Origin of the sequence: Streptomyces sp. NPDC006458 (assembly GCF_040612135.1) — a bacterium.
GTDB lineage: Bacteria > Actinomycetota > Actinomycetes > Streptomycetales > Streptomycetaceae > Streptomyces.
In genome coordinates this window covers 92,158-106,825 of record NZ_JBEXPR010000015.1, presented here as the reverse complement: position 1 = coordinate 106,825, position 14,668 = coordinate 92,158, and the positions used below count along the sequence as shown (strand labels likewise).

The following is a 14,668-nucleotide window of genomic DNA, read 5'->3' as shown; positions in this document are numbered from 1 at the left end:
CCTTCAGCCGAGGTTGTCGAGGTCGAGGATCTCGCCCTCGGGCTTCTGTGCCGCGACCGGCTTGTCGTAGTCGCTGAAGAGGAGGCTGCCCGCGTCGTCGGCGGACTGGTTGTCGAGGCGCAGGACGTACGGCTCGCCCTCGGTGGCGACGTACAGCGTGGCGCTCTCCTTGCCGTCCTTCTCCTGGAGGGCCAGAGCCGGGCTGCCGCCGACGGTGGTGGTGCCGCCCCTGGTGGCGGAGGAGGTCCCGCCGGCCGTGTCGGCGTCCTCGCCCAGAAGGGTGTCGAGGTCGCAGAGGTCGCCGATCTCCGAGGCCTCGGAGTCCTCGGCCGACGTGGTCCAGGTCCCGGCGAGCATGTCCACGGCCGCGTCGACGTCCTCCTCGGGCTCGCCCTTCATCTGGGCGCGCAGGAACGCCTCGTCGTAGCGCATGTACACGGTGTCGCCGGTCTTGATCAGGTCGGTCTTCCCGCCGTCGGCGCTCAGCGTGCCGGCGCAGTCGCCCCTCTTGTCCAGAGCGAGGTCGATGGTGAGCGGACCGCCGGTGGCGTCGTCCTGCATGTCGCCCTTCACCCGCACCGACCGGGCGCCCGTGGTCGCCTCGAAGGCCTTGTCCGCGATCTCGCCCGCGGAGAGCCCGGCGAACGGCTCCTTCGTCTCGGCCGCGGGGGAGGCGGACGAGGCGGACGGGGTACCGGCCTTGTTCGAGCTGTCGGCCTTGTCGCTGTCGCCGCCGGAGCAGCCGGTGAGGACGACGGCGGTCGTGGCGGCGAGGCAGAGGGCGGCAAGAGCGTTACGGGACATGGTTGTTCCTCGGGGGTGGGTGACGCGGTGTGCGGTGAAGCGGGGCGGGGCGGCGCGCGGTCGCGCCACGCCCCGCGTGCGGGTCGTGCTCCGGCCCCGCGTGCGGGCCGTGCTCCGACCCTCTGAGGGCCCGGATGCTCCGGGACCGCCGGGTCCGGTCAGGCCTTCTTCCAGTCCTGGCAGCCGGAGGTCTTGAAGTAGGCGTCCGAGGCGGCGATCGTCACGACGGCGGTGCCGGAGACGTTGTTGTTCGCGAGGATCGAGTCGATGGAGTGCTCGGCGTCCTTGGTGCGCTCCCAGTAGCACATGTCGTCCTTGTTGCCCGTGGACTTGTACGTGCCCGGGGCGATGTCGACGCCGACCTTGAACATGCCCCCGTCGCCGGCCATCGAGGTCGCCGCCTTCCCGCCCTCGGCGTTCGGGTCGACGGCCTCCCAGTCGCCGCAGTCGCTGGACGTGAACAGCTTGTCGGTCGGCTTGACGGTGACGTAGCCGGTGCCGCTGACGTTGTCGTTCGCCAGCAGGGAGTCCATCTCGCCGGAGGCGTCCTTGGCGCTCTCCCAGTAGCACATGGCGTCGGTGTTGCCGGTGCTGCGGTAGGTCCCGGGCTCGATGTCGCTGCCGACCTGGTAGTCGCCGTCGCCGTCGAGGGAGGGCTTCTCCGGCTCGGCGGCCTTCGCGCCGCCCGGCTTCTTCTCGGCGGAGGCGGAGGTGCCCTTGTCGTTGCCCTTGCCGGACGAGCCGCTGTTCCCGCCGGCCCCGCTGTCGCCGGCGTTCGCCGAGACGGCGCCGATGACGACGACACCGACGACCGCACCGAGCGCGATCTTGCCCTTCATGCCCATGGCTGTTCCCCTCCCGCAGCGGTGACCGCCTCCGATCGGCAGCCCCTCGTTCGCTGGGTCAATAAGAGCATGTGCTGTGAACCGAGTCAACAAAATGCATTGGGTTGGTTGTGTACACGGGCGTGAATCCTGCACTCTTGCGTATAGCTCGTGAATCGGGGGGTCTTGCGGACCTCGGTATGCTCGACGCCACACACGGACGAGGAGAGCGCATGCCGGTGCAGGACAACGCGACAGAGGTCACGGCCGCCGGGATCGCACGGCTCGCCGGTGTCGGCCGCGCCGCCGTGAGCAACTGGCGCCGCCGCCACACCGACTTCCCGAAGCCCGTCGGCGGCACCGAGACCAGCCCTTCCTTCGCCCTCGCCGAGGTCGAGACCTGGCTGCGCCGCCAGGGCAAACTCGCCGAAGTACCCCTGCGCGAGCGCGTCTGGCAGCAGCTCGCCGGCCACCCCGGGGGCCCGGTCGCCGCACTCGCGCACGCCGGCTGCGTCCTGCTCCTCATCCACGACCGGCCGACCGTCTGGCTGGAGGTGAGCGCGGGCTCCGACGAGCGCCTGGCGGCGATGCTGCCGGAGGCGCTGCGGCAGGTGCTGGTGGCACGGTTCGGGGCGGGCGCCGAGAACGCCGCTGTGAACGCCGCTGTGAACACCTCACCCTCACGAGGGAGTGCGACGGGTGTTCACACCGCGGTGGCGGGCACTTCCGGTGGCGGCCCGGCAGCCGCTGTGAACACCACACACCCTGTGAACGGTGGCCGGACTGTCGACACCGGTCGCCCCGGGAGCGGCGGCCGGCCCGTGAGCAGCGGCCGCCCCGTGAACACCGCGGGCGCCGTTCACATCCCCACCGGCCCGGAGATCCTCCCCTCCGCCCCCCTCCTGCGCGGCGCGGCCGAACTGGCCGCCGAGCTGGGCGCCCGCCAGACCTTCGAGTTCCTGCTCGGGCGCCACCTCGACGCCAACCCGCGCCAGTACACCCTCACTCCCGCAGAACTCGCCCGCCTGATGGCCGAGCTCGCCGGCCCCGCCCGCACCGTCCTCGACCCGGCCTGCGGCACCGGCGCCCTGCTGCGCGCCGTCGCCGACCGCCCGGACCAGGAGCTGTACGCCCAGGACAGCGCGCCCGAACTGGCGGCGCTCACCGCCCTCCGGCTCGCCCTGCACACCCACGCCGCCGTGCGCGGCGCCGCGGGCGACACCCTGCGCGCCGACGCCTTCGCCGAGCTGCGCGCCGACGCGGTCGTGTGCCACCCGCCGTTCAACGAGCGCAACTGGGGCCACGACGAACTCGCCTACGACCCGCGCTGGGAGTACGGCTTCCCCGCCCGCACCGAGTCCGAGCTGGCCTGGGTCCAGCACGCGCTCGCCCGGCTGCGTGAGGGCGGTACCGCAGTGCTGCTCATGCCGCCCGCCGCCGCCTCCCGCCGTTCCGGCCGCCGGATCCGGGCCGACCTGCTGCGGCGCGGCGCGCTGCGCGCGGTCCTCGCCCTGCCCGTCGGCGCCGCGCCGCCCTACAACATCCCCCTGCACCTGTGGGTGCTGCACCGGCCCGGCCGTACGCCCGCGCAGCCCGAGGTGCTGCTCGCGGACGCCGGGCAGTTCGCCGGCGAGGGGCGCGGCGGGCCCGACTGGCGCGCGGTGCAGGAGGCGGTGCTCGACGCCTGGCGCGCGTTCGACCGCGACGGCACCGTCGAGGGGCGGCCGGGCGTGGCCCGTTCGGTGCCCGTCATCGAACTCCTCGACGACGATGTCGACCTGGCCCCCGCCCGTCACCTCCCGCCCGCGGCGGCCGACGGCGCGGAGCAGCTCGGCGCCGTGCGCGAGCGCCTCGGCGAGACCCTGCGCCTGACGGCCGACCTCACCCCCGCGCCGTCCGGCGCCGCGCAGCCCACGCGCTGGCCGTTGACCACCGTCGGCGAACTCGCGCGCGGCGGCGCCGTGGCCCTGCGCGCGGGCGGAAACGGCGGCCACGCGCGCGTGCCCGTCCTCACCGACCACGACGTGCTGGCCGGAACGGCACCGTCCGGCACGCTGCCCGAGAGCGAGGAGGAGGCCGTGCTGACCGAGCCGGGCGACGTGGTCGTGCCGGTGCTCGGGGGCGGCGCGGTGGCGCGCGTCATCGACGAGGCGACCTCCGGAGCCGCCCTGGGGCGCAACCTCGTACTGCTGCGCCCCGATGCCGCGGCGCTGGACCCCTGGTTCCTGGCCGGCTTCCTGCGCGGCACCGCCAACAACCGCCAGGCCAGCAGCTACGCCTCCACCGCCACCCGGCTCGACGTACGGCGTCTGCAACTGCCCCGGCTCCCGCTGGACGAGCAGCGGCGTTACGGCGCGCGCTTCCGTGCCCTCGACGAGTTCGAGCGGGCGCTGCGGCTCGCGAGCCGCCTCGGGGACCAGCTCGTACGCGGGATGTACGACGGCCTGACGGACGGCTCGGTGACGCCGGACTGAGACCGCGCGCCCCGCCACCCCGCCCCCGGCGGCCTCCGCGCGCACCACCCGCCGCACGCCGCCGCCGTACGACGTGATCAGCACGACAACGGTTCGGTACAACCCGGGACCGGTTGTCCTTGTCGGCCTATACGCTCAAAGCGACAATCACCGGAACGGCGTTGCCCGACGCCGGCCGCTTCCCGTACGCCCGTCCCAGGGCACAGCAAGGAGCTGTCATGCATGGCCACGGCTACACGCAGCCGTTGAGGCAGCCGCCCCCGACCGGGTGGCTGGTCTTTCTGCGCGTGCTGTTCGTGGTGATCTCGGTCCTCAGTCTCGGGTTCCTCACGTGGACGATGCTGCTGCGGCTGGCGATCGTCACGCGCAAGTCGCTGGACTGGGGCCTGTTCGTGGCCGTGCTGGCCGTCGACATCCTGGCGGTCGTGCTGCTCGGCACGGAGCCCGGCGACGAGATCCACACGGCCGGCGGCTGGACCGGACTCGCCCTGCTGCTGGGCACCCTCGTGGTGGTGATCGCGTACTACCTCGCCGCGGACGTACGCCACTTCCAGCAGCCGCACTTCGGCACGTACGGCTCCCAGCCGTCTTACGGCTACCCGCCCGCGCCGGGGGCGTACGCCCCGGGTACGGCCACCACCGTGCAACACCCGCCCGTCACCCCGAGGACGCCGGGCCCGCCGGCCACGCCGATACCGAACGGGACTCCGGGTGTGCCCCCGGCCGGGAACACCCCCGGCGGCCCGCACACCCCGCCCCCGATGCCCGGCCCGGCCACCCCCGCGCCCCCGGCGCACACCCCGCCGGGTCCGGCCCGTATCGACCAGGTGCGCGCCGAGCTCGACGAGCTCAGCAACTACCTGCGCAACCACGACGGCCACGACGGCCGGCACGAGGGCGGAAGGTGAGTGTGACGGCAGGGCGAGTCGTCGCCGCCCGCTACCAACTGGCCACGCTCATCGGGCAGGGCGGCATGGGCCAGGTGTGGACGGCGTACGACCAGAGGCTCGACCGGCGCGTGGCGGTGAAGCTGCTGCGCCCCGACAAGGTGGCCGGCCAGGAGGCCGACGAACTGCGCCGCCGCTTCGTGCGCGAGTGCCGGGTGACCGCGCAGGTCGACCACCCCGGCCTGGTCACCGTGCACGACGCGGGCAGCGAGGGCGAGGAACTGTTCCTCGTCATGCAGTACGTGGACGGGGCCGACCTCTCCGACCACCTCGCCGAGCACGACCCCTATCCGTGGCCGTGGGCGGTGTCGGTCGCCGCGCAGTTGTGCGCCGTGCTGAGCGCCGTGCACGCCGTGCCGATCGTCCACCGCGACCTCAAGCCGCGCAACGTGATGGTGAAGCAGGACGGCACGGTCACCGTCCTCGACCTCGGCGTCGCCTCCGTCATGGACACCGACACCACGCGGCTGACCCACACCGGCTCGCCCATCGGATCGCCCGCCTACATGGCACCGGAACAGGCGATGGGCGGCGCGGTCGGCCCGTACACGGACCTGTACGCGCTCGGTGTGCTGATGCACGAACTGCTCAGCGGGAACGTGCCGTTCGCGGGCTCCACCGCGCTCGGTGTGCTGCACCGCCACCTCTACGAGCCACCGCTGCCGGTACGCCGACTGCGCCCGGAGGTGCCCGAGGCGCTGGAGTCCCTCGTCCTGCGCCTGCTCGCGAAGGACCCGCAGCACCGGCCCGGGTCGGCGCAGGAGGTGTACGAGGAACTCTCCGTGCTGCTGCCCGCCCGCGGCATGCCCACCGGTGCGCCCCTCGACCCCACGCGCCCCTTCCTGCGCCCGCACGCCCCCTGGCCGGACCGGGCACGCACGCCCGCGCCGCAGCCCGCCCCGGTCGCGCCCGTCGAGGAGCGGCCCGACGTCGCCCGCGCCGTCGACGAGGTCAAGCGGCTGCTGGGCGAGGGCCGCATCACCCAGGCCGTCGACATCCTCGGCTCGATCCTGCCGGCCGCCGCCGAACAGCACGGCGAGCACTCCCCGGTCGTCCGCACCCTGCGCAAGCAGTACGCCGCCACGCTCATGGACGACGGGCAGTACCGGCGCGCGCTGCCCGAACTGCGTCGCCTCGCCGACGAACGCGCCGCCGAGGCCGGCCAGGCCGACCCGCAGTCCCTGCGCTACCGCTACGACGCCGCCCAGTGCCTTGAACAGCTCGGCGAACCGGCCGCCGCGCTCGCCGCCTACCGCGAGCTGCTGCCGTACTACGAGAACCAGTACGTCTCCGGCGACCCCGAGCTCGCCCACGACGTCCGCCGCCGCATCGGGCATCTGCTGCTCGCCCTCGGTGACCGGGGGGCCGCGCACGACACCCTCGTACGGCTGCTGCACGACGTGGAACGGCTGCGCGGACCCGGGCATCCGCTGGCCGCGGACGTCCGCCGCACCCTCCAGTGGCTGGGACAGGTGCGCGGCTGACGCACCCCGCGCCTCTCGGAACACTCCCGTCCCGCACGCGCGCGTGTGCGGTGGTGCCCGAAGTCCTGGTGAATCGTTGGTCGAATGGGTTGGCCAGAGCTGTGCCGCTGCCTACCATCGATCATCGCAAGACTTTGTGCACCGCCGCACAATCTCCTCGGGAGGTTCCCTTGCACCGCCGCCGTCGCACCGCGCTCGTCCTCACCGCAGCGATCGTCGCCGCGGCCCCCCTGCTCACCGCCTGCGGAAACGACGCGCACCCCGGCGCGGCCGCCGTCGTCGGCGGCCAGCGGATCACCGTCTCGCAGCTGGAGAACCGGGTCGAGGAGGTCCGCGACGCCCAGCGCGCGGCCGTGCCGGACGAGGCGCAGTACGCCCAGGTCGTCGCCAAGACCGGCACCCTCACCCGCGACACCCTGCACGGCATGGTCCTCGACCGGGTGCTGCACCGCGCCGCCGAGGACGCGGGCATCACCATCAGCCGCAAGGAGGTCCAGCAGATGCGCGCCGGCCTCGAACAGCAGGCCGGTGGCGCCGAGGCCCTGCGGACGGCCTGGCTCCAGCAGTACTCCGTCGCACCGCGGCGCCTCGACGAGAACCTCCGCCTTCAGCTGGAGGCCCAGAAGCTCGCCGCGAAGCTGGGCACGGACACCAGCCAGCCCGCCTTCTGGAAGGCGCTGTCCGAGGCCTCCGAGGAACTCGACATCGACCTCAACCCGCGCTACGGCACCTGGGACACCCAGAGGGTGGGCCGAGTCGACGCGAAGACACCGTGGGTGCGGGACGTCACCGCCGGGGTGGCCCAGCAGCCCGCGTGACAGCGAGCGGGCGGCGGCCCTCCTCCCGCCGCCCTCCTCCCGGCCGCCTACCTCCCGGCCCCCCGGCCTCCCGGCCGCGGGCCCAAGCCCATGCGCCGGGGCGATCACCGATCCGCCCACGCCCCGAGGTGATCACCCATCCGCACAGACAGGCGGATGATGCGATGATCACCCTCACCCTGTGAACAACGCCCGCCGCCATTTCGACGGCGTGCGTTACGTTCGGATCGTGAACGCAACCAGCATCGAAGCCACCCCGGACCCCCGGGAGCCGCAGGAGTCCGAGGAGTCCCCGAAGCCCGACGACACCCCCGGCCGCATCGTCCTGCTCACCACCAGCCACCGCGTCGCCCCCGGCCTGCTGTCCTGGCCCGCCTGGCAGGCCCTGCGCACCGCCGACCAGGTGCTGTGCGCGGACGGCGGCCATCCGCAGCTGCCGTATCTGCGCGAGGCGGGTATAGCCGTGACCGAGGCGTCCCCGACCGCCGAGGAACTGGTGGACGCGTGCGCGGGCGGGCACAGCGTGGTCGTCGTGGCGACCGGAGAGGGCGAGCCGGCCCTCACCGACGGCCTGGCCCGCCTCGCCGGCTCGGGCCGGGTGCGGATGCCCGAGCTGGAACTGCTCCCCGCCTCCTACGACCTGCCCGGCGCCCGGCTCCTGGACCTCGTGCAGGTCATGGACCGCATCCGCGCCGAGTGCCCGTGGTCGTCCCGGCAGACCCACGAGGGCCTGACGAAGTACGGCATAGAGGAGGCGTACGAACTGGTCGAGGCGATCGAGAAGGGCGACCGCGACGAACTGCGCGAGGAGCTCGGCGACGTCCTGCTCCAGGTCGTCTTCCACGCGCGGATCGCGGAGGAGCACCCCGACACCCCGTTCTCCATCGACGACGTGGCCGGCGGCATCGTCGCCAAGCTCATCCACCGCCACCCGCACGTCTTCGGCGAGGAGACGGCCACGACGCCCGAGGAGGTCAAGGAGCACTGGCTGCGCACCAAGGCCGAGGAGAAGCGGCGCACCTCCGTGACCGAGGGCATTCCCCTGCACCAGCCGGGCCTCGCCCTCGCCGCGAAGCTGTCCTCCCGGGCCCGCACCGCCGGACTGGACGTCCCCCTGCCCCGCACCGACACCATCGGTTACGAGCTTCTCGCCCTCGCGGCGCGCGCCGAGTCCGAGGGAGTGGACCCGGAGGCGGCTCTGAGAGCGGCGGCCCGCGCCTACCGCGACGCGATACGCGAGGCGGAGGCGGTCGGGGGACCGGCCGGCGGGGAGGACTGACCCGATACCGTCGGCCGGTGACCAACCAGCCCCACCCCACCGGCCCCACCCCCGACGGCACGGCCCCCGCCGCACCCGAACTCTTCAGCTGGGAGTTCGCGGCCAACCCCTACCCTGCCTACGCCTGGCTCCGTGAGCATGCGCCCGTGCACCGGACGCGGCTGCCCAGCGGGGTGGAGGCCTGGCTGGTCACGCGGTACGCCGATGCCAAGCAGGCGCTGGCGGACGCGCGGCTGTCGAAGAACCCGGAGCACCACGACGAGCCGGCGCACGCCAAGGGGAAGACCGGTATCCCCGGCGAGCGCAAGGCCGAGCTGATGACGCATCTGCTCAACATCGATCCGCCGGACCACACCAGGCTCCGGCGGCTGGTGAGCAAGGCGTTCACGCCGCGCCGTGTCGCGGAGTTCGCGCCGCGGGTACAGGAGCTGACCGACCACCTGATCGGCCAGTTCGCGGAGCGCGGCTCGGCCGACCTCATCCATGAGTTCGCCTTCCCTCTGCCCATCTACGCCATTTGCGACATGCTGGGCGTTCCGCGGGAGGACCAGGACGACTTCCGGGACTGGGCGGGCATGATGATCCGCCACGGGGGCGGGCCGCGCGGCGGTGTCGCACGGTCGGTGAAGAAGATGCGCGGCTACCTGGCCGAGCTCATCCACCGCAAGCGGGAGGCGCTGCCGGAGACCGCGCAGGCGGGGGAGGACCTCATCTCCGGCCTCATCCGAGCCTCCGACCACGGTGAGCACCTCACCGAGAACGAGGCGGCGGCGATGGCGTTCATCCTGCTGTTCGCCGGGTTCGAGACCACGGTCAACCTCATCGGGAACGGGACGTACGCGCTGCTCACGCACCCCGGTGAGCGGGAGCGGCTGCAGCGGTCCCTCGCCGCGGGGGAGAGCGGCCTGCTCGCGACCGGAGTGGAGGAACTGCTGCGCTACGACGGCCCGGTGGAGCTGGCCACATGGCGGTTCGCCACCCGGCCGCTGACGATCGGCGGGCAGGACATCGCGGCCGGCGAGGCGGTGCTGGTGGTGCTGGCGGCGGCGGACCGGGACCCGGAGCGGTTCGCCGACCCGGACCTGCTGGACCTCGCCCGCCGGGACAACCAGCACCTGGGATACGGGCACGGCATTCACTACTGCCTCGGCGCTCCGCTCGCCCGGCTGGAGGGGCAGACGGCGCTGGCCACGCTGCTCACCCGGCTGCCGGATCTGCGACTGGCCGCGGATCCGCAGGAGTTGCGCTGGCGCGGCGGCCTCATCATGCGCGGCCTGCGCACACTGCCGGTCGAGTTCACGCCCACGGCGAAGCCGAACGATGCGGACCAGGCACGCCAACCCCGATAGACCGGGCAACCCGACCTCGCCGCTCACCGTGCGGAACTGACGTGGGCAAATGTGACACACCCTCAACCCTGTGATCTTCACGTGATCTGCGCGGCATGAACTTGTGACAAGTGATCGTCTGCCTATACGTTCACCGATCAGCGCGGCGCCTCGCAGTACACGCCGTGCCGGTCGATGCCGTCGCACGAAAGGTCTCCGCATGCTCTCCGGGAACGGTCGTCACCGTCGCCCCCGTCAGGCTCCGGCTCTTGTCGTCGCGGCCGGAGTGACTGGCTCCGCCATCGCCATCCCGCTGCTGGGCGCCTCGGGCGCGAGCGCGGCGGACGCTTCGACCTGGGACCGGGTCGCGGAGTGCGAGACGGGAGGGGCGTGGAGTGCGAACGACGGGTACGGGCAGTACGGGGGGCTGAGGCTGGGCCAGCTCGACTGGGAGAACTACGGCGGGCTTGAGTACGCCCCGGGTCCCGACCAGGCCAGCCGGCGGCAGCAGATAGCCGTCGCCGAGCGAGTCCTCGCGGACCAGGGTGTCTCGGCGTGGCCGACGTGCGGTCCGCTCGTGGGCCTCACGGCCGACGCCGGCCAGGCGGACGTCGACACCGGCGTCGGCGGGGACGATTCGGGACTTTCCGGATTGACCGACAGTTCTGATTCGTCTGGTTCATCCGGTTCATCTGGTTCGTCCGGTTCGAACTCCGATGACGGCTCCGGTGGCGACTCCGGCTCCTCGGACGCCGGTGCGGGCGATTCCGATTCGGGCAATTCCACCAAGGCGGACACTTCCACCACTTCGGACTCCGACTCCGAGGTCGACGGGGCCGGCTCCGCCTCTTCGGACCTGTCGCGGGAAACCGACGGCACCGGGACGGGCGATATCGATGACAACTCGGACAAGTCGCTACAGAGCGGCACCTCTTCGGACGGTTCGACCGAGGCCGGATCCGGACGGCACCGCGGCGTGAGCGCCGACGAAGGCGCGGGTGACAGCGGTGACGCGGCGACCGAGGACGGCCGTACGGGCGATTCCGCGGGCCGTCACGCCTCGCGCAGCGGCTCCGTCGCGCGGGACGCCGCCGACGGCGAGTACACCGTGCGGGAGGGCGACAGCCTCTGGGGCATCGCCGACTCGCTTGAGCTCCAGGGCGGATGGTCGGAGCTGTACGCCGAGAACCGCGAGACGATCGGCGTCGACCCGGACCTCATCGTGCCCGGTCAGAAGCTTGCGGTAGGGGTCGAACCGGGCGAAAAGTAGCGGGAGTTCACGTCATGGTTCGTGGGTTAATGTCCGTTTTGGCGAAAGTGTGGGATGAGTCTCAGACGCCCTGATCGTCTTTGATATTCCACCAATCGCGTGTCTACGGTCATGACCGCTCGCCAACGTGAGCCCCGGCCGCCGCAACGCCGAATCCTGCCAGTGGCCAATCCGGGAACAGTCGTCGCGTCAAGCGCCGTAGGCAGGAGCGGGGGACCCAAGGTAAGTGCCGGGCCCGGCGGTTGAGGTGACTCGACTCCGGAACCGGCTTGGGGTGAAGCCGCGCACCGAGAAGTGCGCGGCCGGGCAACTCAACCGGCCCGAACCCGACAGCTCACCTCGCAGGCGTCGGTGAGGGGATCCGCCATGCTGTTTTCCGGCAAGGGCAAGCACCGTCGTCCGTCCAAGGCCACTCGCGCCATCGCCATCGCCGGTGTGACCGGCGCCGCCGTCGCCGCCCCGCTGATCGCGGTCGGCAACGCCTCCGCCGCCACCGCCTCCGAGTGGGACGCCGTCGCCCAGTGCGAGTCCGGCGGCAACTGGTCCATCAACACCGGCAACGGTTACTACGGCGGTCTGCAGTTCTCCGCCTCCACCTGGGCCGCGTACGGCGGCACGCAGTACGCCGCCACGGCCGACCAGGCCAGCAAGACCCAGCAGATCGAGATCGCCGAGAAGGTCCTCGCGGGCCAGGGCAAGGGTGCCTGGCCGGTCTGCGGCGTCGGCCTGTCGAGCGCCGCGTACGACGGTGGCTCCGCCGCTCCGGCCGCCCCCACCGCCCCTGCCGCCCCGGCGCAGCCGGAGTCGCAGCCGAGCACCACCACCCGCTCGACCGAGCAGCAGAGCGCCTCCCGTTCGCAGGAGCGCCCCGCCGCGAAGAAGACCGTCACCACCCCGACCGGCAAGAAGGTCAAGAAGGGTGACGGCGAGTACAAGGTCGTCAAGGGCGACAGCCTCAGCGCGATCGCCGAGAAGCACAAGGTCAAGGGTGGCTGGCAGAAGCTGTTCAAGCTGAACCAGGACATCGTCGACGACGCGGACTTCATCTACCCGGGTCAGCAGCTGCACCTGAAGTAGTCCACCGGTGCGGCCCGGCCCGGCCCCCTCCGGGCCCCGGCCGCACCCGGCCCGCGGGCTGCTCCGCCCCCCACCGGACTGCCCCGGCTCCCGGCCGGTCCTGGCTCCCGTGCTGTTCCGGCCCCCACCGGACTGCCCCGGCTCCAGGCTGGTCCCGGCCATAGGGCTACCCCGGCTGTCGGCCAAGGGGCACACCCTGGCTGTCGGCCGGTCCCGGCCCCTGGCGGCTGTTCCGGCCCCCACCGGACTGCCCCGGCTCCAGGCCGGTCCCGGCCATAGGGCCACCCCGGCTGTCGGCCGCAGGGCCACCCCGGCCTCGGTCAACAGTTCACCCCGGCCCCCGGCCAAAGGTCCACCCAGCCCCCGGCCGGCCCGGACCCCGGGCCACGTCGATCCCCCTGGCCGCTCCCACCCCGGGCCCTTCCGGCCCCCGGGACGTCCTCGGCGCCACGAGGTCACCCCGCCCCCACGGACCCCCGGTCCGCGGGGTCACCTCCGACCCGCCTCCCCCACAGGCCGTCCCGGCCTGACGGGGTCGCCCTGTCCCCACAGGCCTCCCGGCCCACGGGGTCGCCCTGTCCTCACCGGCCTCCCGGCCCACGGCGTCGCCCCGACCCCACAGGCCTCTCGGCCTGACGGGGCGGCCGCCCCCGTCCCCCAGGCTCCCCGCCCCGGTGCGTATTCCCCCGTACGCGCCGGGGCGGGGTCGCGTCCGGACATGTTTCCCGCCCGAGGGGACCTCCTCCCGCGAGCCGCTGCACGCCGCCCGGCAGGCCCCTGCTCCGGGCGTCCACGCCCCCGGCCAGCCCCGTTTCCGGCAAGTTCAGAGACGCATCGGGGAAACCTTTTGTTCCGTTCGGAAACAATTTACTCTCGGTTCCGTCCACGTGATGAGCCATCGGCTGGCCGATCCCCCGGAGCCGGTTAGGCTCATCTCGCAGAGCCACACCCGCGGCCTGCCCACCGCGTCACATTCATGAAGGAGATGCTCGTGCCGTCCATCGACGTCGTCGTAGCCCGGGAAATCCTGGACTCCCGAGGCAACCCCACGGTCGAGGTCGAGGTCGGCCTCGACGACGGCAGCACGGGTCGTGCCGCCGTTCCGTCCGGCGCCTCCACGGGTGCCTTCGAGGCCATCGAGCTCCGCGACGGTGACCCGAACCGCTACCTCGGCAAGGGCGTCGAGAAGGCCGTCCTGGCCGTCATCGAGCAGATCGGCCCGGAGCTCGTCGGCTACGACGCCACCGAGCAGCGCCTGATCGACCAGGCGATGTTCGACCTGGACGCCACCGACAACAAGGGCTCGCTCGGCGCCAACGCCATCCTCGGCGTCTCGCTCGCCGTCGCGCACGCCGCCTCCGAGGCCAGCGACCTCCCCCTCTTCCGCTACCTGGGCGGCCCGAACGCGCACCTGCTGCCCGTTCCGATGATGAACATCCTGAACGGCGGCTCGCACGCCGACTCCAACGTGGACATCCAGGAGTTCATGATCGCCCCCATCGGCGCGGAGTCGTTCTCCGAAGCCCTGCGCTGGGGCGCCGAGGTCTACCACACCCTCAAGAAGGTGCTGAAGACCAAGGGCCTGTCCACCGGCCTCGGCGACGAGGGCGGCTTCGCCCCGAACCTGGAGTCCAACCGCGCCGCCCTGGACCTCATCCTCGAGGCCATCAAGGAGGCCGGCTACACCCCCGGCGAGCAGATCGCCCTCGCCCTCGACGTCGCGGCCTCCGAGTTCTACAAGGACGGCGTCTACACCTTCGAGGGCAAGGAGCGCTCCGCCGCCGAGATGACCGAGTACTACGCCGAGCTCGTCGCGGCGTACCCGCTCGTCTCCATCGAGGACCCGCTGTTCGAGGACGACTGGGCCGGCTGGAAGATCATCACCGACAAGCTGGGCGACAAGGTCCAGATCGTCGGCGACGACCTCTTCGTCACCAACCCCGAGCGTCTCGCCCGCGGCATCGAGGAGGGCACCGCCAACGCCCTGCTCGTCAAGGTCAACCAGATCGGCTCGCTGACCGAGACCCTGGACGCCGTCGAGATGGCCCAGCGCAACGGCTTCAAGTGCATGATGTCCCACCGCTCCGGCGAGACCGAGGACGTCACCATCGCCGACCTCGCCGTCGCCGTGAACTGCGGTCAGATCAAGACCGGCGCCCCGGCCCGCTCGGACCGTGTCGCCAAGTACAACCAGCTGCTGCGCATCGAGGAGATCCTCGACGACGCCGCGGTGTACGCCGGCCGCAGCGCCTTCCCGCGCTTCAAGGGCTGAGCCCGGCCCGGCCCTGGGCCGGACAGGCTCGACCCGGCTGAGCCACAGCCTCGTATGAGGCGTCGTACGTACGTCCCCGTACTCGGTCCCG

The 14,668-nt window shown here is 72.4% G+C and carries 11 protein-coding genes, 1 pseudogene and 1 riboswitch; of the genes and pseudogenes, 10 read left to right on the top strand and 2 right to left on the bottom strand.

Going from position 1 to position 14,668, the window contains the following annotated elements; translation table 11 throughout:
• Positions 1 to 3: 3 nt before the first annotated feature.
• Entirely contained in the window at positions 4 to 804 is an 801-nt protein-coding gene (locus ABZZ79_RS21360; protein WP_356690971.1) for a hypothetical protein, read from the bottom strand.
• A 158-nt stretch (positions 805 to 962) separates the two neighbouring features.
• A complete protein-coding gene (locus tag ABZZ79_RS21355) occupies positions 963 to 1,649 on the bottom strand; it encodes a hypothetical protein (protein WP_356690969.1) in 687 nt (228 codons plus the stop codon).
• A gap of 218 nt (positions 1,650 to 1,867) precedes the next feature.
• Here ABZZ79_RS21355 and ABZZ79_RS21350 point away from each other — a divergent pair, with 218 nt between their 5' ends.
• From ABZZ79_RS21350 to eno, 10 genes and pseudogenes are all read left to right on the top strand, one after another.
• Entirely contained in the window at positions 1,868 to 4,102 is a 2,235-nt protein-coding gene (locus ABZZ79_RS21350) for an N-6 DNA methylase (RefSeq protein ID WP_356691174.1), read from the top strand.
• A 218-nt stretch (positions 4,103 to 4,320) separates the two neighbouring features.
• A complete protein-coding gene (locus tag ABZZ79_RS21345; RefSeq protein WP_356690967.1) occupies positions 4,321 to 5,010 on the top strand; it encodes a hypothetical protein in 690 nt (229 codons plus the stop codon).
• 38 nt (positions 5,011 to 5,048) lie between these two features.
• Positions 5,049 to 6,533 carry a serine/threonine-protein kinase gene (locus tag ABZZ79_RS21340; RefSeq protein WP_356691172.1) on the top strand — a complete coding sequence of 495 codons (1,485 nt, stop codon included), beginning with the start codon at positions 5,049 to 5,051 and terminating at the stop codon, positions 6,531 to 6,533.
• 170 nt (positions 6,534 to 6,703) lie between these two features.
• Entirely contained in the window at positions 6,704 to 7,351 is a 648-nt protein-coding gene (locus ABZZ79_RS21335; protein WP_356690965.1) for a SurA N-terminal domain-containing protein, read from the top strand.
• A gap of 229 nt (positions 7,352 to 7,580) precedes the next feature.
• A complete protein-coding gene (locus tag ABZZ79_RS21330) occupies positions 7,581 to 8,630 on the top strand; it encodes a nucleoside triphosphate pyrophosphohydrolase (RefSeq protein WP_356690963.1) in 1,050 nt (349 codons plus the stop codon).
• Between the two features lie 17 nt (positions 8,631 to 8,647).
• Positions 8,648 to 9,979 carry a cytochrome P450 gene (locus tag ABZZ79_RS21325; RefSeq protein ID WP_356690961.1) on the top strand — a complete coding sequence of 444 codons (1,332 nt, stop codon included), beginning with the start codon at positions 8,648 to 8,650 and terminating at the stop codon, positions 9,977 to 9,979.
• A 199-nt stretch (positions 9,980 to 10,178) separates the two neighbouring features.
• Positions 10,179 to 10,514: pseudogene (locus ABZZ79_RS21320) on the top strand (transglycosylase family protein); the annotation flags it as partial.
• Positions 10,515 to 10,535: 21 nt separating this feature from the next.
• Entirely contained in the window at positions 10,536 to 11,228 is a 693-nt protein-coding gene (locus ABZZ79_RS21315) for a LysM domain-containing protein (RefSeq protein WP_356691170.1), read from the top strand.
• 184 nt (positions 11,229 to 11,412) lie between these two features.
• Positions 11,413 to 11,591: riboswitch (cyclic di-AMP (ydaO/yuaA leader) on the top strand.
• A 3-nt stretch (positions 11,592 to 11,594) separates the two neighbouring features.
• Positions 11,595 to 12,305: a transglycosylase family protein gene (locus ABZZ79_RS21310; protein ID WP_356690959.1), complete on the top strand. Its 711-nt coding sequence runs from the start codon at positions 11,595 to 11,597 to the stop codon at positions 12,303 to 12,305.
• Between the two features lie 985 nt (positions 12,306 to 13,290).
• A complete protein-coding gene (gene eno / locus ABZZ79_RS21305) occupies positions 13,291 to 14,577 on the top strand; it encodes a phosphopyruvate hydratase (protein ID WP_356691168.1) in 1,287 nt (428 codons plus the stop codon).
• Positions 14,578 to 14,668: the final 91 nt, after the last annotated feature.

Coding starts and splice junctions, on each gene's coding strand:
- ABZZ79_RS21360 (WP_356690971.1), bottom strand. CDS start 804: ATGTCCCGTAACGCTCTTGCCGCCCTCTGCCTCGCCGCCACGACCGCC.
- ABZZ79_RS21355 (WP_356690969.1), bottom strand. CDS start 1,649: ATGGGCATGAAGGGCAAGATCGCGCTCGGTGCGGTCGTCGGTGTCGTC.
- ABZZ79_RS21345 (WP_356690967.1), top strand. CDS start 4,321: ATGCATGGCCACGGCTACACGCAGCCGTTGAGGCAGCCGCCCCCGACC.
- ABZZ79_RS21310 (WP_356690959.1), top strand. CDS start 11,595: ATGCTGTTTTCCGGCAAGGGCAAGCACCGTCGTCCGTCCAAGGCCACT.
- eno (WP_356691168.1), top strand. CDS start 13,291: ATGCTCGTGCCGTCCATCGACGTCGTCGTAGCCCGGGAAATCCTGGAC.